This window comes from Indolivaga alginatilytica, from assembly GCF_003201355.1.
Lineage (GTDB): Bacteria > Bacteroidota > Bacteroidia > Bacteroidales > Dysgonomonadaceae > Dysgonomonas_A > Dysgonomonas_A alginatilytica.
Genome location: NZ_QICL01000001.1, coordinates 207,627 through 232,346 on the forward strand (window position 1 = coordinate 207,627; position 24,720 = coordinate 232,346).

General features: G+C 37.8%; 23 protein-coding genes. 11 read left to right on the forward strand and 12 right to left on the reverse strand.

Annotated features, from left to right (window positions below; all coding sequences use genetic code 11):
* Positions 1-63 precede the first annotated feature (63 nt).
* From CLV62_RS00870 to CLV62_RS00885, 4 genes are all read right to left on the reverse strand, one after another.
* Positions 64-2,133, reverse strand: coding sequence for an alpha-L-fucosidase (locus tag CLV62_RS00870; protein WP_221409205.1), 2,070 nt, complete (start codon positions 2,131-2,133; stop codon positions 64-66).
* Positions 2,134-2,181: 48 nt separating this feature from the next.
* On the reverse strand, positions 2,182-2,742 hold the full coding sequence (locus CLV62_RS00875) for a 5-formyltetrahydrofolate cyclo-ligase (RefSeq protein WP_245903949.1): 561 nt from the start codon (positions 2,740-2,742) through the stop codon (positions 2,182-2,184).
* 21 nt (positions 2,743-2,763) lie between these two features.
* Positions 2,764-4,497 carry a S41 family peptidase gene (locus CLV62_RS00880; protein ID WP_110308894.1) on the reverse strand — a complete coding sequence of 578 codons (1,734 nt, stop codon included), beginning with the start codon at positions 4,495-4,497 and terminating at the stop codon, positions 2,764-2,766.
* A gap of 97 nt (positions 4,498-4,594) precedes the next feature.
* Positions 4,595-5,044 (reverse strand): dCMP deaminase family protein, encoded by a 450-nt coding sequence (locus tag CLV62_RS00885; protein ID WP_110308895.1) that lies wholly within the window; start codon positions 5,042-5,044, stop codon positions 4,595-4,597.
* Positions 5,045-5,320: 276 nt separating this feature from the next.
* On the opposite strand from CLV62_RS00885, the gene CLV62_RS00890 reads away from it, so the two are divergent.
* Positions 5,321-6,073: a creatininase family protein gene (locus CLV62_RS00890; RefSeq protein WP_170119981.1), complete on the forward strand. Its 753-nt coding sequence runs from the start codon at positions 5,321-5,323 to the stop codon at positions 6,071-6,073.
* A 198-nt stretch (positions 6,074-6,271) separates the two neighbouring features.
* Here CLV62_RS00890 and CLV62_RS00895 read toward each other — a convergent pair whose 3' ends face one another.
* From CLV62_RS00895 to CLV62_RS00915, 5 genes are all read right to left on the reverse strand, one after another.
* Positions 6,272-7,780, reverse strand: coding sequence for a choice-of-anchor Q domain-containing protein (locus tag CLV62_RS00895; RefSeq protein WP_245903950.1), 1,509 nt, complete (start codon positions 7,778-7,780; stop codon positions 6,272-6,274).
* Positions 7,761-8,492 carry a DsbA family oxidoreductase gene (locus tag CLV62_RS00900; RefSeq protein WP_110308897.1) on the reverse strand — a complete coding sequence of 244 codons (732 nt, stop codon included), beginning with the start codon at positions 8,490-8,492 and terminating at the stop codon, positions 7,761-7,763. Before CLV62_RS00900 ends, CLV62_RS00895 begins: the two co-directional genes overlap by 20 nt.
* A gap of 54 nt (positions 8,493-8,546) precedes the next feature.
* Entirely contained in the window at positions 8,547-9,611 is a 1,065-nt protein-coding gene (locus CLV62_RS00905; RefSeq protein ID WP_110308898.1) for an acyltransferase, read from the reverse strand.
* Positions 9,612-9,775: 164 nt separating this feature from the next.
* The gene (locus CLV62_RS00910; RefSeq protein WP_110308899.1) at positions 9,776-11,236 is read right to left on the reverse strand and encodes an aminoacyl-histidine dipeptidase; all 1,461 of its coding nucleotides are present in this window, start codon (positions 11,234-11,236) and stop codon (positions 9,776-9,778) included.
* A gap of 158 nt (positions 11,237-11,394) precedes the next feature.
* Positions 11,395-12,093, reverse strand: coding sequence for a hypothetical protein (locus CLV62_RS00915; protein ID WP_110308900.1), 699 nt, complete (start codon positions 12,091-12,093; stop codon positions 11,395-11,397).
* Positions 12,094-12,435: 342 nt separating this feature from the next.
* Here CLV62_RS00915 and CLV62_RS00920 point away from each other — a divergent pair, with 342 nt between their 5' ends.
* Entirely contained in the window at positions 12,436-13,044 is a 609-nt protein-coding gene (locus CLV62_RS00920) for an OmpH family outer membrane protein (RefSeq protein WP_110308901.1), read from the forward strand.
* Positions 13,045-13,127: 83 nt separating this feature from the next.
* Here the strand turns inward: CLV62_RS00920 and CLV62_RS00925 are convergent, their stop codons facing one another.
* Positions 13,128-14,279, reverse strand: a complete 1,152-nt coding sequence (locus CLV62_RS00925) for a sensor histidine kinase (protein WP_110308902.1) — start codon at positions 14,277-14,279, stop codon at positions 13,128-13,130.
* Positions 14,280-15,491: 1,212 nt separating this feature from the next.
* Here CLV62_RS00925 and CLV62_RS00930 point away from each other — a divergent pair.
* The 9 genes from CLV62_RS00930 (at position 15,492) to CLV62_RS00965 (ending at position 22,993) form a co-directional block, all read left to right on the forward strand.
* A complete protein-coding gene (locus CLV62_RS00930; protein WP_110308903.1) occupies positions 15,492-16,136 on the forward strand; it encodes a hypothetical protein in 645 nt (214 codons plus the stop codon).
* 6 nt (positions 16,137-16,142) lie between these two features.
* Positions 16,143-17,732, forward strand: a complete 1,590-nt coding sequence (locus CLV62_RS00935; protein WP_110308904.1) for a PKD domain-containing protein — start codon at positions 16,143-16,145, stop codon at positions 17,730-17,732.
* Positions 17,733-17,766: 34 nt separating this feature from the next.
* Positions 17,767-18,429 carry a hypothetical protein gene (locus tag CLV62_RS00940; RefSeq protein WP_110308905.1) on the forward strand — a complete coding sequence of 221 codons (663 nt, stop codon included), beginning with the start codon at positions 17,767-17,769 and terminating at the stop codon, positions 18,427-18,429.
* Positions 18,430-18,818: 389 nt separating this feature from the next.
* On the forward strand, positions 18,819-19,343 hold the full coding sequence (locus CLV62_RS00945; protein WP_110308906.1) for an energy transducer TonB: 525 nt from the start codon (positions 18,819-18,821) through the stop codon (positions 19,341-19,343).
* Positions 19,344-19,585: 242 nt separating this feature from the next.
* Positions 19,586-19,954, forward strand: coding sequence for a hypothetical protein (locus CLV62_RS00950; protein WP_110308907.1), 369 nt, complete (start codon positions 19,586-19,588; stop codon positions 19,952-19,954).
* 215 nt (positions 19,955-20,169) lie between these two features.
* The gene (gene mce / locus CLV62_RS00955; RefSeq protein WP_110308908.1) at positions 20,170-20,580 is read left to right on the forward strand and encodes a methylmalonyl-CoA epimerase; all 411 of its coding nucleotides are present in this window, start codon (positions 20,170-20,172) and stop codon (positions 20,578-20,580) included.
* Positions 20,581-20,766: 186 nt separating this feature from the next.
* Positions 20,767-22,326 carry an acyl-CoA carboxylase subunit beta gene (locus CLV62_RS00960; RefSeq protein WP_110308909.1) on the forward strand — a complete coding sequence of 520 codons (1,560 nt, stop codon included), beginning with the start codon at positions 20,767-20,769 and terminating at the stop codon, positions 22,324-22,326.
* Between the two features lie 25 nt (positions 22,327-22,351).
* Positions 22,352-22,528, forward strand: a complete 177-nt coding sequence (locus tag CLV62_RS21620) for a hypothetical protein (protein ID WP_170119982.1) — start codon at positions 22,352-22,354, stop codon at positions 22,526-22,528.
* Positions 22,529-22,546: 18 nt separating this feature from the next.
* Entirely contained in the window at positions 22,547-22,993 is a 447-nt protein-coding gene (locus CLV62_RS00965) for a biotin/lipoyl-containing protein (RefSeq protein ID WP_110308910.1), read from the forward strand.
* Positions 22,994-23,099: 106 nt separating this feature from the next.
* Here CLV62_RS00965 and CLV62_RS00970 read toward each other — a convergent pair whose 3' ends face one another.
* The gene (locus CLV62_RS00970; RefSeq protein ID WP_110308911.1) at positions 23,100-23,885 is read right to left on the reverse strand and encodes a hypothetical protein; all 786 of its coding nucleotides are present in this window, start codon (positions 23,883-23,885) and stop codon (positions 23,100-23,102) included.
* Positions 23,886-23,919: 34 nt separating this feature from the next.
* Positions 23,920-24,714 carry a hypothetical protein gene (locus CLV62_RS00975; RefSeq protein WP_110308912.1) on the reverse strand — a complete coding sequence of 265 codons (795 nt, stop codon included), beginning with the start codon at positions 24,712-24,714 and terminating at the stop codon, positions 23,920-23,922.
* Positions 24,715-24,720 lie beyond the last annotated feature (6 nt).

Genomic DNA, 24,720 nt, shown 5'->3' on the forward strand with positions numbered 1-24,720 from the left:
GATTTTTCTCTTACTTAAACGGGAGCAATATATGCTCCTATATCTATTCTATAAGATACAATCTTACTTTGTAATAACACCCAATTCTGCTACAATATATTCTTTTGCAGTAGCTGTAGTTTGCAAAGGTTCAAGCTTTATAAATTTTGCCTCTACTGCTTTGTCAAACAGTACATCTTGCTTAATCGGATTGTTCTTTATGTTGTTGAAAGCTGCATTACTTTGCACCTTAGTCCAAACTTTGCCATCTAGGCTAGTATACAAATTGTACTTATAAACATTATTAGCAGTTTCGCTTTTCAACGGATCGTATGAAAAACCTTTCAGAATAAGTTTATCACCCAAATCTACTACAACAGCTTCTTTGTCTTTAATACTCACATACGAAGATGGATTACCGTCTACTATGCGAGCTGCATTATCAGTTGTTGGAGAAACAACAGACCACTTAGCTGGAGCAATATCAAATACTACTGATACTACTTCGCTTTTAGTCTTACCTTCTTCTATAGTAGCAATAGCTTTTACCGAACCGCCTTCAACCAGTTTAAATGCGTCTTTATATACCTTAGAAGACGTTGTTGGCTCAGTGCCATCTGTTGTGTAATAAATTACAGGCTCGGGAGTAGCACACTTGATAGAAACAAGACCGTCTTCACTTCTTTGAATAACAGGAGTCGACAGCTTCTCAGGAGCAGCAAACAAACCTATCTTATTTAAAACAGGACATGCCAACGAATTTTGAATATTGATTCTCAACTTCTGTGTAGTAATAGTAGGGAATCTCAATATACGTTTGTAACCGACCGTTGTAGCAGTGGTAATTTCTTCCCATTTATCACCATTGAGATACTCTACATTGAATTTCTGAATACGTTGCCCTAACGGTATATATTCTTGGATCACCAATCGATTGAACGTTTTAGCCTGTCCCAAGTCTATTTCCAGCGAAGCAGTCATATCCTTGTCGTCGGTCGCCCAATAAGTATCGTAATTATCGTCCAGCAAATTAGCTGCTGCAAATTTAGAAGAATTACCTCTGGTTTTAGATGCTGATATTTTCGCACCTTTAGATAAATCGTTACTGAATACCGATTCTACAGTCTGACGAAATTCCATCAAACGGGTAGAGTCATTCGGATGAATACGTCCTCTTCTATCAGGTGGTACATTCAATAACAGATTAGAATTTCTACCTACCGAAGTATAATAAATATCCATCAACTGATCTACACTCTTCACCCTATCGTTGGTAGAAGGGCTAAAGAACCATCCCGGACGAATAGATACATCCGTTTCGGCAGGAACCCAAGCAGCACCATGTATATTACCTATATTAAGCGTATCGGTAGGAGGTGCAGCCTTGCCCGGTCCGAATCCTTCGACATTCAATCTCGACCAGTTGGTTTCGCCCGCAACACCGCGTTCGTTACCCATCCATCGACAACCCGGACCTATATCGCTAAAGATAATAGCCTGAGGTTGGTTTTTATATACTACATCGTGAAACATTTTCCAGTCATATACTTGTTTCTTTCCGCCTTCATGTTCACCATTAGCACCATCAAACCATTGCTCGAATATAGGACCATAGTTCGATAAAACTTCGGTCAGTGTATTAGCAAATATCTGATTATATTCGGGAGTTCCGTATGCAGGGTGATTTTGATCCCAAGGTGAAAGATATACGCCAAATTTCAAGCCATACTCTTTACAAGCCTCCGATAACTCTTTCAGCAAATCGCCTTTACCATCTTTCCATAAGCTTTCGCGAACGGTATGTGTACTGTATTCACTTGGCCATAAACAAAAACCATCGTGATGCTTAGCCGTCAAGATGATGGCTTTCATTCCCGCAGCTTTAGCGGTTGCAGCCCACTGGCGACAATCTACATCTGTCGGATTAAATACTTTGGGATCTTCTTTACCATTCCCCCACTCTACATCCGTAAATGTATTGGGTCCGAAATGAATAAACATATAGTATTCCATTTTTTGCCATTCCATCTGATCGGCAGAAGGTAATACTCCATAAGGTTTAGGTGGATCGTCATTGGTACAGGATGAAAACATCCCACTCAATAGCAGACTTAACGAAAGCAGACCTGCCTGACAAGTTTTTGTAAGTTTCATTTTATCAGATTTTAGAATATAGTTAACAATTACAAATACAGTTGCAGCCTACCAGATCAATTCATTTTCGCCTACAATCATATCCATTTTTATATCTCTATCGTCAGCAGGTATCTGGTCTTTCAACTGAAAGTCGAAACAGACTCCTACTTTCGGAACTTTTATTTTAGCCAGAAAACGGTCATAATACCCCTTTCCCCGTCCCAACCGATTGCATTTCCGATCAAAAGCCGTTCCGGGTACAATCACCATTCCTATTTTCGAGTAATCTGTAAAATCGTCTCCAATCGGTTCATCAACTCCTATTTTAGATTTCTCAAAAAGAGTATCTTCCTGCAATTTTCGGAATACCAGATTACCATCCTTCACAACGGGTAAATAGAAGTGTTTCTCCGATTTCCATTTTTCGATAAATGCCTGAGTAGACACCTCATCAGCCATTGCATTATATATAAAGATGATAGAAGCATCTCTGAATGTTCCTGTAATTTCAAGTACCGAGAAAACTTCATCCGACATCAGAAGAAGTTCTTCAGAAGTGTATCGACGTTTCTCGTTTGCAATTTCTTTTCTTAATTTGTCCTTAGCGGAATCTATTCCCGATTTCAATTGTATCTCAGTTTTAAGGTCTCAGACCCAGTTGTTCATATCCATAGAAATTATAGAGATAGAAGGAGTCCTGTCTCTATAATATCCCATTATACTATTTTTCTTTACGTCTTTATAAGTCTGACCCTTAATCGCTGCAGGCGTTGCTTTCTTTTCCTGTATAAGCTCTATTGCTTTTTTCAGAACAATATCATCTTGCAGAACAATAGAATAATAGCCTTCATCGCCAAAGAAATTTCTTACGATATTAGCTCTAAGCTGTAAGTTCAGCAGATTGCGACATTCTGTTACCAGATAAGGTCTGTAGCGAATTCCTTTTACATCTGCCAAACTAATAAGATTAGTCAACAAAGGCTGATATGCAAGGTAAGCATCCATCTCCTGCCATGTTTTAAACTGCTCGAGACGCTGACGGTTTTTGTCTGTATATGTAAATGCATATTCATAAACAAGTCCGTTATTCATTACCGAGATATAATAGGAGTTGACTCCTATAGTATCACGCGGTATAAATACATCAGGCATGATACCTCCGTTTCCGTGTACCAGACGACCGGCTGCGGTATGAAATACAGGCTCGTTATCTTGCTTGATACTATCCTGAGAATCAAATTCACCTCTCAAATATCTGTTCATTAAATCCTGATTGTAATCACCTGATTTACCCAGTTCGTAGGGTTTCTGGATAGAACGTCCGGCAGGCGTATAATAACGGGCAATAGTCAATCTTAGAGCCGATCCGTCTACAAATTTCTGCTGACTTTGAACCAAGCCTTTTCCGAATGAACGGCGACCTACAATAAGCCCTCTGTCATTATCCTGAATAGCTCCTGCAAATACTTCACTAGCCGAAGCACTACCCTCATCCATCAGTACAATCAGTTGATCTTTTTTAGAAGTTCCCGATCCGTTTGCAAATGCATCTTCACGTTTAAATGCCCTGCCTTGGGTATAAACTATAAGTTCACCCTTATCAAGATATTCATTTACCATGTCGATAGCTGCCTGTAAATACCCTCCGGTATTTTGGCGTAAATCGATTATAAACGATTCGCTTCCTGCCTTTTTCAATTTAGAGATAGCCGAAATAAATTCCTGCGTAGTAGTACCTCCAAATTTGCTGATCTTGATATATCCGATCTTTTCGGCAGGTTGATACGACATATCTACTGTGTTTACAGGTATATCGCCTCGTCGCACAGTTATATTTACAATTTTAGGATTGTCAAATCGTTTGATACCCAATTTTACATCCGTACCCTCGGCACCTCTTAAGTTGAGCATTACTTTATCGGTAGTCATTCCCTTACCTGCAAAAAGGCTGTCGTTAACATATACTATACGATCGCCCGGGCGAATTCCGGCTGCCTGAGAAGGTCCGCCGACAATTACACTTACTACCATAACTGTATCGTTACGTAACACAAATTGTACGCCGACTCCTCCGAAATGACCTTCAAGATCATCGCCTGTCAACTCCATTTCCTTCGCCGTAAAATAGGTCGAATGAGGGTCGAGTTCGGCTAATAATCCGGGAATCGCTTTTTCTATTAATTCCTCTGTGTTTACCGTATCAACATAAGCTTCGTTAATATACTGCAATACAGCATCAAACTTATTTCCACCACTGAAAATTTTCTTCTGAGATGTGAATATCGAGAAACCATTACCTATGACAATGCCAATTACAATACCAAAAGCAATCCACAAGGGTAACCAAACAAAGTATCTTTTACTGCTAGATGTTGATCTCATTGAAATCAAGTATTATTATGTGTTGATATTTAAGGTCACAGACCTTTTTATTAATTGGAAAGTATAAATGCAACAACTATTTTGTTGTACTAAATACTTATAGTTCATTTATTATTATATTTTCTGTCAAATCCACAAAAGCGACATCAATACCTGCTCTTTCGAGAATCTCGCATCCGTCCATATTGTGATATTTATCGCTAAAGACCACTCTTTTTATTCCTGCTTGTATAATGAGTTTCGAACATTCCATACAAGGCGATGTGGTAACATACATCGTAGCTCCCATACTGCTGTTGTGCGAACAGGCAACCTTGGTTATAGCATTGGCTTCGGCATGTAGAACATATGGCTTAGTCAAATAGTTTTCGTCTTCACAAATATTTTCAAATCCGGCAGGAGTTCCATTATAGCCATCGGAAATTATCATTTTATCCTTTACTATAAGAGCGCCGACTTTACGTCTTTTACAATAAGAATTTTCTGCCCAAATCATCGCCATACGCAAATAACGATTATCCAACAATTGCTGCTTTTCAGTATCCATGCCTTTCTTATCTAAAAAATATAAAAATTTTCAATTTCTACAAAAATACACAATTAAAGTTTATTTTAATAGGGAAACTCAATAAGTTATGCATAAATATTTAATAAAACCAGAGTCCTGTCAATTTTCGAGAGTACAATATTCTTCAAATTACAAAAATCATGAAAAATATATTCTTATAGTTGATTCCTCTGCAAAAAGCTGTAAATTCATCCTCCAATACTAATCTTAAAGTCAAATCAATAAACAGGTCTGAGACCTTAAATACGTATTATTATGAATAAATTCGATATTCTATCCGCATCTTACAACGACATTAAAGACCAAAAATACGATTATGCAGTGTTACCATGGGGAGCTACCGAACCTCACAACTACCATTTGCCTTATTTAACCGATTGTTATCTGGCATACGACACATCGCTGGATGCAGTAAAAAAGGCATATGAAAGAGCAGAGGTCAAAGGCATGATACTACCTCCTGTTCCTTTCGGTTCTCAAAATCCGGGACAATTCGACCTGCCCTTTTGTTTACATGGTCGTTACGAGACTCAAAAGGCAATACTGTCGGATATTGTTGCATCGCTTCACAGACAGAATATAAATAAGCTTATCATTGTAAATGGTCATGGTGGAAACAGTTTCAAAAATATGATCCGCGATTTGGCAATAGATTATCCCGATTTTTTAATTGCTGCAACAGACTGGTTTAAAATAGTTCCGACTAAAGATTTTTTTGAAGAAGCAGGAGATCATGCCGATGAACTCGAAACATCTGTTTTAATGCATTATCGCCCCGAATTGGTTAATCTCGAGATAGCAGGCAATGGCACATATACACCCTTCAAGACAAAAACTCTTCGTGAAGGTGTTGCATGGACTCCACGTAATTGGTCGAAAGTTTCGCAGGATACGGGTATCGGAAATCCGCATAAATCGACTGCCGAAAAGGGAAAAAAGTACGCAGAAGCTGTAACAGACAAACTGGCTACTTTATTTATAGAATTGATTAAAGAAGAGATGTATTAAAGTCTCAGACCTTTTTCGAGGCTACACCAAAGATGGCAGATATAGCACGTTAGCTATTTCTCAAAAATAGGAAACGATTCAAAAATACTTTTGAATCGTTTCTAGTTATAAGTAATCTAAAATAATCATTACACTCTTTTCAAATTATAACGAACTCTCGTTATTATACCCGCCAAAGCAATAAAAAGGTCTGAGACCTTATTTTCTCCATTCAAAGCATCCGATATCGGGTCCATCGTCACTGCGACGTGAAGTTCCTATCAAGTCGTCAGGCAGAGCCACTGCCTCTTGGCGTGATCCTTTGTTTATAGCGGGCGAATTTTCCGACAATTCGAAATTATAATAATAAAACAAACGGGGATCTTCTGCTGCTGTTTCCAACGAATAGATATACCTGAATTTAGGATCTACATTCCATACAGTGTTTACAAATTGCTCATTGTTCGATGCCGGAATCTTTATTAAACAGTTCTTGAAAAGATAGTTAAACGAGAAACCGTCCTTTTTTGCCAGAGACAGTTCCTGAGATCCATTCCCTGCAACAATCGTATTTATAAACGAAGTGTTCTCCAAAGGAAAGTCTACAACTTTACCGGACGCATTCTCTCCCGTATTAGCCAGTAAAAGGGTACTTTTCCGAGGCAGCGTTATCCAGCTGCTATGCATATAATTGGCAATGGTACAATGTAAAAAATCGTAATTCCCACCTAATAACCTTACCGTATAATTACCCGAATTAGCAAACAACGTATTCTTGGCCGTTATCTTACAGTTGACCGCCCAAAGGATTTCTTTAGTCGTATTCTGCACAATGGTATTCATAAATGTAGCTTTTTGCCTGGTAGGATCTGATTCGTGAAAAAGAACACCATAAATACCATTACGGATTCTCACATTTTCGAAATTGTTATCATAACTATCGGCTGCTACTTCTATGCCATCCCATTGTCCGGGCACTCTATCGAAAGGTACATTACCCGATTGATACAGATTGTCCAAACGATCTCCTCTAAAAACAACAGGCTCGGCTATTGTACCTACGGCATCCATGCGACCGTTAATTAACACCTTTGCTCCACTATGGAAAAACAGACGCACATTTTTCTTAATGCTCAGAGTCGCATTTTTTGCGATATACAGTGAATCGTATATAAGATAGGGCTTTACATCGGTGAGGGTGGTATCACGATCGATTCTTTTTCCTCTCCAAAGGATGACGTCCTGCCCTATTGCCTCCAATCTCACATATTGAGTCACGCCATTGAACTGAAAGCGTATCGAGTCGTCAATCAGCATAGGTTTACTATCGTCAAGGGGATTAACCGTCACCTCAACAAAAATATACATACTGTCTTTGCCTAAAATATCGACATTGTTTATTTTGTTACCACTCTCCCCGTCTACATTCATTCTGAATCCGGTATTGGCTGCATTCATCAACTCAACCGAATTGATGGTTAGTGCATTCTTATTCCGATTATAGATTTTCAAACGCCTGGTCGCAGTTCCGATAGTTGTAAAAACAGTATCGAATCGCAAAGTATCCATCGAAAATGATAATCTGAGATTACTATCGGTCGAAAAATTATCACCATTATCACACGAAAAAAACAAGGATAATGATGTAAACAAAGTTACAAATAATGCAAAATATTTATTGCTACGCTTCATATTCAACTGACTCTGATTATATACTACACGTTCCATCGGGCGAACAGGCACGCCCCTTGCGTTTGTCGCCGCCTCCACCTTTGGATACACCGTTTTCTTTCCAGAAATTATAAGAGTTATGCAAAACCTCCATATACTCTTCCTCGGCAAGAGATCCTTGTATAATGTCCTTACCATTGAACAAGTAGAAAGGGATGTACTCCAGATTCAATTCATCTTCACTGAATCTTATATCCGCTTCGATATCTACAACAAACTCATCGCCGTTCAACAAAGTCATTATTTCATCTTCCGGTAAGCCTACGCTTGTACCCAAACGTACTAAAGTAGCTTTATCGCTGATATCTTCACCATCCACAAAGTAAGCTTTGAACAGAACTTCTTCTGTTTCATCAGCCAGTTTATGTTTTTTTGCCAACTTTACCAAACGTAAAGCATCCGAGGTATTGGCGACTACTAATTTTTCGAAATGATAATCCAAGCCCACTTCTTTTGCCAAATCGACCAATCCCTGCAAGTCGGCTTTTACTTCTTCGATACTCGAACCATGCAATCCTGCAAAATATTCGTAATACGATTGTCCTAATGGTCTTTTGGGTAAATCGGGATTCAATTCATAACTGTGCCACACCAACTCCACCTCATTTGCATGAGGAAATTTTGCCAGAGCATTTTCGAACTTACGTTTTCCTATATAACAATACGGACAAGCTATATCCGACCATATTTCAACTTTCATTTTTCCCATAACACTTCTTTTTTGTGAATCGGATATTATTATATAAATACCAAATTCTGATTTTTAACCGATTAAATATTTGCTTTTAGGCAAATACGATAGAATCTTAATAACAACATAAGAGATTATAAAACAGCATATCGCAATTAATGGAATTTTGATCGCTGCACTTTCAAACATACCATCGAAAAGCGAATAAAAAACATTCAAAATCATAATATGCACCAAATACATTCCATAACTCATATTTGAGATACTTGTTATCAGGTTATTTATGGCGTTACTACTGCAACTTCGAATATTCTTCAGAACAAGAAACAGTCCTAACGACATCATTCCGACATTAATAGTTTCGAATCCCCAAGACAGTTCTACTTCCCAAACCATCGGGTGAGTAGTTGCACGTTCGGCAAATACCAGATAAGTAATGGCATACCCGACTACAATAAGCAAACCTCCCACGGGCAAATGCCAGCTTTTCTTTTCCGACCAGAATTTCTTTATATAGAACGCCAAGAGTGCATATCCTAAAAATCCTGAGAAATAATAAAGCAACGGCGTCTGATTCCAGAAACATTCTCCCAAAACTTCGGGGAATACCTGATGTATATAAGGCAAACAAAGCGATACAAGCCATATTGACAGATAGAATTGAATGCTTTGCTTCGAAGCCGTATTAAGCCATGGCGAAATAATGGGAAAGAACAAATACAACCCGATCAGCATATAAACATACCAGAGATGCCCAATCTCAACGCCGAAATTGACCGGAATTTTCAATATATTAATGAACGCTGTATCTAACTCAACCTGCCCTCTGAAATACTGATAAAAAGCATACAAAGCACACCAGACGATAAAAGGAATAAGCACTCTTGTAAAACGTTTTTTCAGGAATGTACCTAATCCGTCTTTTACCGGCAGGATAAAATACCCGGTTATCATAACAAATAGTGGAACCGCTGTTCTACATAATGAGTTATAAATATTGACCCAAAAGGAATCGTCACCACCCAGAAAAGCACCCTCTTCTCCAATATAAAAATACTCTCCGGCATGTACCTGTATAACCATATAGCAGGCGATAACCCTTAATAAGTCGAGTCCGAATACGCGTTGTTTGCCCATAATAAAGATTAAGATTCTATGATTTATTTCTATAGACAAATATAGGACAAAGTTTTCCTTGTCCTATACCTTATAATATATATTTTGCTCGTTTACAAGCCTAACACATTTCAGACACTCGTCAACAACATGTCTGCCCGAGCAATAAAAAAGGCTATGATCCTTTATTTCTTTTCAGGGATATTTTTCAAAACATCAAGCAATAATTTCCACCATTTATCTACCGATGGTATATTTATTTGCTCTGCCGGCGAATGGGCATCAGTAATAGTGGGTCCACAGGAAACCATATCCAAATGAGGATATTTTTCGAGAAACAAGCCACACTCCAAGCCGGCATGAATGGCTTTAACCTCGGGCTCTTTACCAAACAATTTCTTAAACGATTGCTCTGCAACTTTCAATATAGAAGAATTCGGGTTAGGCTTCCATCCGGGATATCCGTTTCCATGTTCCACTTTTGCTCCTGCTAATGTAAAGACGGCATTTATCATATCACCGGCATAGTTTTTCAGAGATTCTGTAGAACTGCGCTGACTTGTACAAATCACAATAGTATTACCTTCTGTCATCTTCACCGAAGCCAAATTGGTAGAAGCTTCAACCAGACCGGGTACATCCTGACTCATAGCCAATACACCATGAGGGCATGCACAAATAGCATTCAACAATCCGCAAGTTGTTTTTTCGTCTATTATAGATTGAGGTTCATCCGTTGTTCCAATCAAAATCTGAACATTCGGATCAACCGCTTTCAATTCGTCTTCTATTTCAGAAATAAATACATTCAACAGAGTAACTACTCTGTCTTTATCGCCTACGGGAATACCAACTACAGCCGATGCTTCACGGGCAATAGCGTTATGGAGATTACCTCCTTCTATTGAAGCCAAACGTATTTCCATTTTGCGAGAGATCGTCCACAAGAAACGGTTCAGTATTTTGTTGGCATTACCCAGTCCTTTATGTATCTCCGCACCTGAGTGACCGCCGTTCAGCCCTTTTACCTCCAGCTTAAACCAAAACTGATTCATCGGGGTTTCGAACTCTTCATACTTAAATGTAGCAGTAGTTATCTTACCTCCGGCACACCCGATATAAAGTTCTCCTTCTTCTTCGGTATCGAGATTGATAAGAATATCACCTGTCAGGAAATCTTTACCCAAAGCATAAGCACCCGTTAGTCCTGTCTCCTCATCTACTGTAAACAGACATTCCAATTTACCATGCCCTATATCGTCCGACGCCAATATAGCCAACGCAGCAGCTACACCCACACCGTTATCGGCACCCAATGTAGTACCTTTTGCTTTCAGCCAATCTCCATCTACATATGTTTCAATAGGATCGTTATCAAAATCGTGTACAGTACCACTGTTTTTTTCGCACACCATATCCACGTGCCCCTGAAGAATAACTGTCGGTAGATTTTCTTTACCCTTAGTTGCCGGCTTTGTGATAAGTACATTGCCAATTTCATCTTTTCTTACTTCAAGATTATGCTTCTTGGCAAAGTCCAGCAAATATGCTATTACCTTTCCCTCTTTTTTCGAAGGTCTGGGAACTTGTGTCAATTCATAAAAATATTTCCACACAAGATGTGGCTCCAAATCATTTATAGTCATAACATGCTATTTATTAAAAATCCTTATATTATCCTTTATATTAATAGATTGTCTATAGCAATACCAATCTTTATATTGTTTATCGCTTAAGCCTATTTAATTAAAAAAATCATCACAGACTTTACTCTATATAATTAAACAAGCCTCATAATATCACTTTAATTGATCTTGTAAAATACTTTCCACTCCTCTACACTTCGAGGTCTGTCTCTATCATTCGGATAATATTTTTTTACAAGATTATACATTTCATCCGTCAAAAAAACAATTTGTCCATCATTACATTCATAGATTAAGTAAACTTGCTCTTTACTTCCCTGCAATTTTAGTTGATCATTAAGCATATTTGCAAAATTAATGAAAGCTATACCCCATGACTTTTCATCTATCTTACCTTCAAATGCAACATACTCCTTCTCATTTATTTTTATAGTATGTTTCCAATAATCGGGATTTTTCTTTTGCAGTTCTTCATATTCAACCTCACAGCCATATTCAAATATCAGATTTAGTCTGCTAAACGTATTCTCTACATGATTTAAATATTGTATCAAACCTCCCGGCTCAAACAGATCTTCAGTATCAATATTGTAAAATCTATTATCAACAGATAACAATGAATTATCATAGAATCTTGCTCCAAAATATCTTAATTTATCATAAGATTGAATCATTTCCAACTTTGCACGATCTAATTCGACTAAGTCGGTAATATTAAAAAATCCGGCACGATCAAGTTCTTCTATGATAAATCGCCCCTCCTTATTTTCAGGATTTCGAATCTCATCCCTATTATATTGCGAATAGCAAGAAATCAGACCAGAAAGAAAAATGATTATTAATATAGTTACTCTCACAGCATTATTCTTTAATAAATCAAGTTGAAAAATTAAAAGTGCATATCAATTAAGGATATACCTACTATTGTTTATTTGTATAGTATAAAAGTAAAGATATATAGAGGTATACACAAACTTTTTCACATCTTTTATACTTAGCAGGAATACCATATCAACTATTACGGCTATCTTTGTGCTGAAAATCCAAAATAGGATTCTCAATAATAGTATTTTCAACCTTATTCTTATTTATTATTGAATAAATGCGGTAAATTTAAAATTTGGTTCTATTTTTGCGAAATAATCAGTAAACAAATACTTGTAACAATATATTTTAGTCATCAACATTAAGTTACTTATATGAAAAATCTTTCTTTTGTGATAAATGGTATTTTAGCAGTTGCTATTATTATACTTTTTATCCTGTTCTTTAAAACGAAAACGACTACAGAGAACGCACCTTCTCTAAAATTCGAAAATGACACAACAGCGACTTTACCGATTGCATATGTCAACATTGACAGTGTTTTGACAAACTATCAATATGCAAAAGAAGCGAGTGATGCACTGATGAAAAAAACGGAAACATCAAGAGCTTCAATCAATCAAAAGCAAAAACAGTTGGTGAGCGAACAGCAAGAATTTCAACGTAAATACCAAAATAACGCATTTCTAAGTCAAGAGCGTGCCGAACAAGAAGCCGCCCGTATACAAAAACTTGGAGCAGAATTGGAGCAAACGGCCGGCCGTTTGGATAATGAGTTGACTATGGAGCAGATCAGAGTAAACAACCAATTGGCTGACTCGGTTAGGCTGTGCATCAAAGAATTCAACAAGACTGCTAATTACCATATCATTTTTAGCAACTCGGGACTTGACAATGTGCTTTATGCAAAAGAAAAATACAACATTACCAACAAAGTAATAGAGTTGTTGAATGCAAGACATGCATCAGCTTCTAAAAAATAAGAATTACACATTCCAGAATATAAAAAGAGGAATACATGAAAATGTGTTCCTCTTTTCGATTATATAAAATCAGTATAAACTTACTAAATAACCTCTCTCTTCAGTTCTATTCTAAACGTAGTACCTACGCCGATTTCCGAACTCTTCACATAAATTTTTCCTTTGTGATAATCCTCTATGATTCTTTTCGCTAAAGACAAGCCCAATCCCCATCCCCGTTCTTTCGTCGTAAAACCGGGCGAAAATACACTTTTAAACATAGCCTTAGGCAATCCTTTTCCCGAGTCTGTTATATCAATACAAACCATCCCGTTTTTTTGAGACAGTTTAAAAACAATACGCCCTTGTCCCTCCATTGCATCCACCGCATTTTTGGTAAGATTCTCGATGACCCAGCTAAACAGCGAAGTACTAATCTTAGCATATAGAGGGTCACCCGGAATATCGAATTCAAATTTAACCTTCTTAGAAATACGTTTCTCCAAATAAGCAACCGATTGCATCATCTCCTCTCCCACTTCCCGGGTCTCAGGCGAGGGAGTAGACCCAATCTTAGAGAATCGATCGGCTACCACCTGCAACCGCATGACATCCTTCTCCATTTCATTCAATGTTGACACATCAGAAGTCTTGGTTTTCAGATATTCCACCCAAGCCAGCATAGAAGATATAGGAGTCCCAAGCTGATGAGCCGTTTCTTTGGATAACCCAACCCACAATTTATTCTGCTCGGCATTCTTCGTACTCAATAATGCCAGAAACGAAACACAAATAAAAAACGTCATCACCCCAATCTGGATAAAAGGATAATATTGCAGACGTTTTAATGTTGATGAATCGCCATAATAAACATATTGCTTAAAATTAGGAGATTCAATAACAATAGGAATATTCGCTTTTTTTAAATCAATCACCTGATCGGCCAAATACTTCAAACTGTCATCCGAAGGAATATCTAAATTAGCATGCATCAAAACATTATTATCCTCATCACACAGTATGGCAGGAATCGTTTTATTGCTGGACAGAATCTTCAAGGTAAGATCCAATTCGTCAACCCCATTGTTATCTGCTGCCCTCTGGAGGGCATCCGCCCACAACTCCATTTTTTGTCTTTCGTCTTTAGCCATGTCACCGGCCATTTGATTCGATATAATAAGAAAACTAATAGCAATGGCTATTGCTATAGCAATAAATATATATTTAGCTAATACTTTTTTATCGAAAGATCTCATTTTCTTAAATTAAGTCAATTTTGAGATAGGAAAGGTACATAATCTTTATCAGATACTAAAATTAGAACAAAAACAATCCGATATATCATAATTTTGTTAATATATACTATATAATATCAAATTGATTGGATTTAATCTCAGGATAACATATCTTTGAACTGTGTTTTTTCATGGTATTAGATTTTAAGGTTAACAATGAAGATTGGTTGTCGGGATGACAACCTTTCCTTTTTTAGATACACAATGACCAACACTATTGTATGTTATGTCATCATTCCCTTCAAAAAAGAAACAATATCCCCGCATAAAGTCCTAGTAAATATTAAAATCACGCAACAAACAAGTAACAATATCACATTTTTGTTAAATATATTGATTTAACATTAAAAGGATTGGATATAATCTCAAAATCGCATATCTTTGAAGTGTGTTTTTTCATGGTATTAGATTTTAAGGTTAACAATGAAGATTGGTTGTCGGGATGACAACCTTTCCTTTTTTTAGATACACAAGTCAGTTATTATTTTATTTTTTTCTATTCTATTAATTTCATAACTGCAGAATAAAATTGCCATGCAAGTGCACTCCTAAAAAAGATAGTATCCTTATAATTCTTTCGACGCATTCTCTAAATGGTAAATTCCAGAGACATTTGAACTATTAACACGACCTCTTTTGAGTCCTGATTACTAAAGTATCGGAAAAATGAAGCATTATTTAAAAATAATATATACATTTGCTCATGTAATAACTCTTTACATCACAACATGGCAGTTCAGTTAACAAACATATCAACAAATAACAATCTAAATTTTAACAGTTTAGATTTGGATATGCGTGTTGAAATGTTAGAGAGAGAGAGAGAGAGAGAGAGAGAGAGAGAGTAAACAACCCTGTTTCAGGCGAATTAAATCATATTTTAATTTTGGGCGGATTATTCCGTCTATTTTCATTTTTGCGTATAAGATACGCAAAAGTTATGTACTTAAAAAAATATCCCAATAAATATATGTTTTATAACTGTATCGATAATATCTATCGTGTAATGATTTGTTTTGTTGTTGTCGTTCATAATCTGCACGAACAAATAGCTTATCTATGGGACAGTTATATCCGGCAGCGGCGTGTAGCGATTACAGGCTGCTGCTTTCTTATGATTCGATTACTAACTTACCAATAAAATAAACACCTAACATAATTTAATTAACGACAATGAAAAAAAATATTCTACTATTAGCCCTTACAGGCTTTATCGGTGCAGCACAGGCACAAGTCGGTATAAATACCGAAACTCCCAGAACCACTCTGCATGTCAATGCATCCAGTACAGCTGCCGGCACTGCCGAAGGAATTATGGCGCCGACACTCAGCAGGGCACAGCTTATCACCAAGGATGTCCAGTACGGGATAAACCAGCGGGGAGCATTTATTTATATAACAGCTATCGACGGTACAGCAACCGCTAAAACCTCCAAGGTGACTGTTATCGGTTATTACTACTTCGACGGTAGCCTCTGGCAGCCTTTCGACTATACGCCCGAAACGCTTTATCTGCCCTCTTTCAACCTGCCCATGACAGCTGTGGCAAACAATGTGACATACGATTTATACAATCAGGTCTATAAAAAGCAATTCACAAAGGCAGGCAATACCACTTGGGTAAGCAGCAATGCCTCGCTTACGCAGATACCCGAAGTATATGCCGCCAATCAGTTGGATTTTGTAGTCACCTACTACGATGCTTCTGTAATAACCATCAATAGCATATCGGCAGCAGGAGTTTTAAACTACAATGTGCTAAATGTGAATCCTACCGACAAATCGTTTATTAATATTGTTCTTGTCATAAAAAAATAATAGAATATGCTTACTAAAAAAACAGTCATAGCCCTGTTGCTTTTAGCGGTTACTTTTAGTGTAACCGCCCAGAAGGAACAGAACAACTGGTTCTTCGGCTACAATGCAGGACTCACATGGAATACAACCCGCAGTTTTACAGCGACCGGTATGCTCGGTGCTGCCAACACTACATTAACGGGCATACCTACCGTAGTGACAGACTCCAAGATGACAACTTACGAGGGATGTTTTTCCTTATCGGATGCCAATGGAAATTTATTGTTTTTTTCGGATGGAATAACTATCTGGGATAAAACAAAGGGACCAATGCTCGATGGAGGTACTTTGACGGGCAATCCGTCCTCTGCGCAGTCGGGGGTGATACTCCCCTATCCCGGTAGCCTCACACGATATGTCGCTATAACTTTGGGATCACGCGATGCTAACAACCTGTCTTATACAATAGTCAACATGAGTCTTGGTACCGCAGGTCGCGGTGCTGTTGAAGTTAGCCCCATCAACAACAAAAACCAAGCCTTTACGGGACAATTGGGAACACTGGGCGAAAGCGTAACAGCAGTAAGGCACTCAAACAAAAACGATTTCTGGGTTATTGCAGTAGGAAGGGCAGCCACCGCCACTACCACCGCCTTCAATGTATGGAAAATAACAGAGGCGGCAGGAATCCAAAAAGCCCGCCACAGTGTAGCATCTGTTACACATACTACCACCGCAGTAGTTGGAGCAGACGGATATATAAAATTCACACAGGACGGGAAACGGTTTGTATGGATAAATTTCAATACACTGGCTTTCGTCTACGGGGATTTTAACCCTACTACCGGAATTATCAGTAATCTGAAAGTACGTACAGGGGCAGGTCCAACTAACGGGCGTGGATATGGAATAGAGTTTTCGCCCAGCGGTAAATACTTATACCTGACATATGCTCCGGGGTCTACAAACCAGACCGGTGTAAACACAAGTATAGACATTTACGATACAGATGCCTTATGGGCAGCAAGCAACCCGAATACTGTCAACTATGTACGACGTTTTCTTCTCCCGACGGGCACTTCCGACGGTAAATCCGATTTATTTGCGGGAATACAATTGGGACCCGACAACAGAATGTATATATCGGCTTTTTTCACCTCTAATATATTTATTCTGCCCAACCCTGATACTCCTACAACAACCAGTCTCTACAAACTGACTAACGTATTGGGAGCAGGTGCTACTTCATATTGGGGTCTTCCTTCATTTGCAGCTCCGTGGTTTAAAATGCTGATTACTTTGCCCGAAAAAGCAGAATGCTGTTCGGAATATACGACCAATTTTCCTCTGACTATCGAAAACGGTATGGGATTCAGTGCAGTCACCCGAATAGTTATCGATTTTGGGGATGGTGCCCCCAACTCAACAACAACGATCAACAGCCCCACACTAGGCACAGCTATATATTCCTATAAATATAAAAAACCCGGCACATACACTATTACCGTTACCGCATACAATGCCTCCTCAGGTGTGGAGCTAACTCAAACGGCATCAGTAAAAGTGAATAGTTGTGCCCTAAAAGTAAATAAACATATCAGAAGTATAAACAACTGACAAGTATCAAGCTCTCATTCTAACTTATACTGAAATGAAACATATTATATTTAAAACACTTAGCCTCGCATTGATATGGGCGTGTTGTATAACACTACAGGCACAAGCACAAGTAGGCATTATAACTACCGCCCCCAGATCTACGCTGGATGTTACAGCACAACCGCTGGACGGCGGTATTACCGACGGCATTATAGCCCCTTTGCTCACACGGGCACAACTCATAGCTAAAGATGCTCAGTATGGAACAAATCAGACCGATGCGATAGTATATATAACGACTATCGACGGAGTGGTTACAACCAAAACAGCTAAAGTCACTACAACCGGATATTATTTTTTTGACGGGAGTATATGGCAGAACATAGACCGCGCCGGGTCATATTTCTATTTACCTCCGTTTATACTTCCTACAACATCGGTGGGTGCAGGCAAAACTTTCGACCTTTATACAGGTGCATTCAGCAAACAGTTTAACCTGTCGGGAAATACACTCTATAAAACAAGCAACTCCATATTGCAGCAAATACCCTCAGCCCGGTATACAGCAAACCAACTGGATTATGTGGTAACGTATTATGATACCGATATTATCAAAATCAACAGCATTTCTACAACAGGAATCATAAATTATGATGTACTGAGTACTGTATACGGACCGGCAGCGTTTATTAATGTGGTCGTAATTACAAAATAAATAGTTAAAAGACTGTGTGGATGGGCTAGTACCACTCCTAAATTTAAATAAAATCTAAAATTACCCTATTAACAAGTCTCAACATTATATTTCTGTTAAAAACAGCCATTTAAAATTAAAAAAATTGGTTTCAAATCTAAAACAGGATATCTTTGAACTGTGTTTTTCATGGTATTAGATTTTAAGGTTAACAATGAAGATTGGTTGTCGGGATGACAACCTTTTTTTGCATACATAAGCACCTGTTTTTTTTGATATAGTACCTATTAAAGAAAATAAGACTACAGATTATACGATGCTTTTATCTATTAAAATATAGAAATAGATAAAATGGATTATTTCTCCTATTTTTGTGATTAAGTAGATTCTGAAAAATAAACCAATTCGGGATGTTCAGAAGAAAAATATCTAAAGCATTAAATACTTCGGAAGCAGCCATTATAAAATCAAATGCAACAATAATAAAATTAATTAAGATGAGACTACTTTGTCTATTTACTTTTTCACTAATCTGTTTTTATTCTTTTGGACAGATACCCGTAATGCAACAAAAAGAAGTTACCCAAGAAGATAAAGATAGCTTAGTCTTTACCTTATTCAACAGAGATAAGGCTGAATATATAGACGGCTATACAGAATTACACAAGTTTATCAGGGAAAATCTTCAATACCCCCCAAAAGCATTGCAAAAAAAACTGGAAACAAAAATAGCTATACATTTTATTGTGGCAAAAAACGGAACTTTATCCGACTATAAATGCTACGAGCAAGAGTATCCCGACGCAGGTTTTAAAGAGGAGGCTATTAGAATTATAGAACTGACTAGCGGAAGATGGAATCCCGGTACTTATGAAGGGCAACCCGTACGCTCAAGAGAAAGTGTTTACATTGATTTCAAATTGACTGATAAATAAATAAAAACCTGAAAAGTTACTTTAACATTTCAGGGAACCAATCTAATACAAGAATATAAAATGCAATTATATCCAATAACCATAACACATTCGTCTCTTTAGTACTTCAACCATATATACACTAAAAGCACCAGTTTCAAGAAAGATACTGATAAAGAAAATCTTAGAAGAACTATTTCTCAAGAAACTTGTTTAATACTTATTATAAAACACATAAGTATTTTACAAATCAAGATTGCATTATGAAAAAGTTTATTATTTCAGGTATTATGGTAGCTGCTCTTTTTATTTCAGCTAATACAGCATTGGCACAAGAGGTGAATAAACAAGAAGTAAAGAAAGAAAAGACAGCTCAGGATAAAGAGACAAGGAAAGACCGCAAAAAAGGAAAGAAAGACAAGAAAGAAAGAAGTTCTGAAAGCACAGAAGGCAAATCGGAAGGGAGAGAACGCAGTCGAAAAAACGGTGAGAGCAGATCGGAACGTACCACTCAAGGCAATGATAGCATATCCGAACGTAGAGGAGGACGCAACTCTAAAGGCAACAAGAATAAATCGGAACGCAGAGAGCGTAACACCGAAAACAAAGAAACAAAAACTGAAACTAAATAACTCTTCATTAGTTTCCGATAAAACAATATCTAAAACCCAAAAAGCTGATAATAGTAATTAATTATCAGCTTCTTTTTTTTTACTACCATTACACATCAATAAAACCAATATCCTATAGACAGATTCTTTTTTTATCTTAAAAATTTCTTCTCGTTCTAATTAATATTACTAATTTTGTAAACAATCTAAAATTACTAACTTTTTTATAAGAAATCATGAATATTTCGCACATCGAACATCTTGGTATTGCTGTAAAAAGTATCGAAGACAGTCTTCCTTACTACGAAGGCGTTTTAGGCTTAAAATGCTACAACATAGAAGTTGTAGAAGATCAAAAAGTAAAAACTGCTTTCTTCAAAGTCGGTCAGACTAAAATAGAACTACTTGAGCCTACAAGCCCAGACAGTACTATCGCAAAATTCATCGAGAAAAAAGGAGAAGGTATCCACCACATTGCATTTTCAGTAGACAGCGTAGCTGCATCATTGGCTGAAGCAGAAAGTAAAGGTGTACAATTGATAGACAAAGCTCCTCGTGCAGGTGCAGAAGGTCTTAACATTGCATTCCTTCACCCAAAATCAACTTGTAGTGTATTAACGGAGTTCTGCGAACACCCAAGCAAATAAGATATACATTAGAAAGAGGCTTTACGATGTAAGGTCTTTTTTGCGTTATCCGATATAAGATAATACAAAAAACAATGTACTATTTTAAGCTTAAACAGCTTATGCTGTTATGCTTGACAATGCACAAGAAAAGGTCTTAGACCTGACAAAAATCAGTATTAAATTTAAGAATCAAAATATAAAAACATGAGCCAACTTGAAAAAGTAAAAGAGCTTATTGCACTTCGAGAAAAAGCACGCCTAGGTGGTGGTGAAAAAAGAATCGAAGCTCAACACGCAAAAGGAAAATACACTGCTCGCGAGCGTATCGCTATTGTACTTGACGAAGGAAGTTTCGAAGAGTTTGATATGTTTGTAGAACACCGTTGTACAAACTTTGGAATGGAGAAAACAAAATTCCTTGGTGACGGTGTAGTAACCGGATGTGGAACAATTGACGGACGTCTGGTTTACATCTTTGCACAAGACTTTACTGTAATAGCAGGTTCGTTGTCTGAAACATTGGCAATGAAAATCTGTAAAGTAATGGATATGGCAATGAAAGTGGGTGCGCCTTGTATTGGTATCAACGATTCGGGTGGTGCTCGTATTCAGGAAGGTATCAACGCATTAGCAGGTTATGCTGAGATTTTCCAACGCAATATCCTATCATCCGGGGTAATTCCTCAAATATCAGGAATTTTCGGACCATGTGCCGGAGGTGCTGTATATTCTCCAGCTCTTACCGATTTCAATATCATGACAGAAGGTACTTCTTATATGTTCCTTACAGGACCTAAAGTGGTAAAAACTGTTACCGGTGAAGACGTTACTCAAGAAGAACTAGGTGGTGCAAGCGTACACACAACAAAATCGGGTGTTGCTCACTTCTCAGTAGAAAACGAAGATGATGGTCTATCATTGATCCGTCACCTGATGAGTTTCCTTCCTTCTAATAACAGAGAAGAAACTCCTCGCAAGGAATGTACTGATCCAATCTCAAGAATGGATGACTTATTGAACGACATTATCCCTGACAATCCGAACAAAGCATACGATATGTATGAAGTAATCGGTTCATTGATCGATAGTGGAGAGTTCCTTGAAGTACATGCAGCATATGCTAAAAATATAATTATCGGTTTTGCTCGTTTCAACGGACAATCGGTGGGTATCGTAGCCAACCAGCCTAAATACATGGCCGGTGTGCTTGATATCAATGCATCTCGTAAAGCAGCACGTTTTGTGCGTTTCTGCGATGCTTTCAATATTCCTATCGTAACTTTAGTTGACGTACCCGGATTCCTTCCCGGAACTGCACAAGAATATGGCGGTGTAATTGTACACGGTGCTAAACTTCTTTATGCTTACGGCGAAGCTACTGTACCTAAAGTAACAGTTACCCTACGTAAATCTTACGGAGGTTCTCATATCGTAATGAGTTGTAAACAACTTCGTGGCGATATCAACTACGCATGGCCAAGTGCAGAAATTGCAGTTATGGGTGCTGATGGTGCTGTGGAAGTATTGTATGCAAAAGAAATTAAGGCTGATCCGGATCCTGTAAAACAAGCGGAAGCTTATGCAGCGAAAAAAGATGAGTATAACAAATTGTTCTGTAATCCTTACAATGCTGCTCGTTACGGTTATATCGACGATGTAATCGAGCCCCGTAATACACGTTTCCGTGTAATCCGTGCATTGGAGCAATTGAGAACTAAACATCAGGTAAATCCAGCTAAAAAGCACGATAATTTACCTCTATAATTTTCAACTGTAATACATAGAAATTATGAGTGATAAAAATATACCCACAGATGTATTAGCTGTTATAGCTATGGCTATATATGATTTTCAACATCAGCATGATGTAGAGAGTAATGTTCTGACCATTAAGCATGAATCTCAAGATCATCTTCCTTGGGTTGACAGAAGCGCCAGTATGCTTCAAATGCCAATAAGAAAATAAAAATTAGAGAAATTTATCATGAAACAATTCATATATAGAATTAACGGTCAAGACTATATAGTTGCCGTAAATAAATTAGAAAACTCTATTGCCCAAGTTGCAGTAAACGGAAGCAATTACGAGGTAGAATTAGTAAGTAATGAGGAGGAAGTTACACTAGTATCTCGTCCGGTAGCTAAAACAACTGCTGCACCTGCTCCTCAAAGAACAGCTACTGTATCGGCACCAACAAGTGCACCTGCCAAAGGCGGTGCTGGAGCTGTAAAATCTCCACTACCCGGTATTGTCGTTGCAATCAACGTTAATGTAGGTGACGAGGTAAAAAAAGGTCAAACAGTTGCCGTACTTGAAGCTATGAAGATGGAAAATACCATTGCTGCACCTCAAGCAGGTAAAGTTACCTCTATCAGTGTAAACCCTGGAGACTCAGTTCTCGAAGGTGTTACTATCCTGACTATCGAGTAAAGGTCGCAAACTTTCTTATAACTCCATTCGGAGTATAATACACAAAATCCCCCTTAGATAAATTTTCTAAGGGGGATTTTATTTCTATTTGAGAAGATAAGATATTTTAATCTTGTAACTGAAAAGCAACAACCGCATCTTCGCCCCAACCTGCAAAATTACCAATAGTAAAAGGAATGCTCTGTTGTGTATTGCCTGCAATCACATAATAGCGTCTGGTGGCAGCTGTCTTATTATATATAATGGATGACCCCTCCACTGTAGCGAATACTTCATACCAGCCAACACCCATTATCGGAGTATATGACTGAACATCGGGACTAATTGTCAACGAAGGCAAGGTTGCTGCATCTGCAAATGATATTCTTAATCTATAAGTAAGAGGAACACTTCCTCCTGAAGTTTGAGGCAGTAAAAAAATAGAACTTACAAGCCATCTTCCGGGCGGAATATTAATGTAAGCACCTGTATAAACATACACATTGGTAACCGCAGCCAAATTAATATTCACACCGGCACCGGCAGGTAATACACCATTAATAGCCCCCGATGGCGAAGGATTAGCCCAAGTAGCATATCCATTGCCATCAGAGGTGAGCATCCATCCTTGATTTTGACTGCCATCCCTCAACTTAAATCCAAGAACCGGATTACCTGCAACACCTCCTGTTACAATATCAATTTTAGCTGTAGGAGTTAATGTACCCATACCCACATCTCCATTACTGGCAATGATAACATCATCTATAAAATTAATGGCTGTTGGAGATAATTGTGTATTACCTTTTCCATCAATATGAAACACTCCTGTGGGAGTTTCCGTATTTACTCCTATTTGTGCATATATGGGAGTAATCCCAATTAATAGCAATAATAAATATATATATTTCATGTTTTTCGATTTTATATTTAGAAGCCGTCTATATTTAAGTACCCGACATTTGTAAAGCAAATATCAAATTATCTGGAAAGCCGGGATTGGCTCCTCCAAAATTTGTTACGGATAAACTTGCACCATCAGTTCCCGGATAATAGACATATCCAGCATAGTAGGTATACCGTTTTACAGCAGTAGTACTATTTTTTATAACAATATATCCGGTCATTTTAGATAAATGCCCGCCTATAACCTGCCCCGAAATGTATTGACTGCCTTGTATATCTGCTGAGGGTTGGAATGTAGATCTCAACCAAGAATGCTCTCCGTTGCCAACTCCATTCACCTGTAAGGTCATAGTAATATGCACATACCATGTCCCGGGAGGCAGATCAATATATGAAGAGGTACTAAGAAAATCTGTACTGCTAGTCTTATTCAGAGGTATAGAAATACCTGTCCCCGTTAATTTTCCTAGTACAATAGGTACTGTTCCGGGAAATTGCCAAGATCCGTTTCCCTGAAAATCTGAAGTTAACACTCTATTTTGCTGCTCGCTTCCGTTTCTCAGCCTGATACCCTGTTTAAGTGTAGGCGTTAAGATGTCTAATTTATACAGACCGGGCATTACTCCTATACCCATATTTCCATTTTGATCAATTATTACATCATTGCTCAGTTGTGCTGCTGTTGGTGCACCACTCGCGGCATTATCTCCTGCACCATCGATGTGAAATATCTTTTGGGAATTAATTGTATTTACTCCTACGCCCTGAGCATAGAGGATATTTAAATACAAAAATGCCATCAAGCCTACACATATTGCTGTTTTAATATATTTCATTTTATA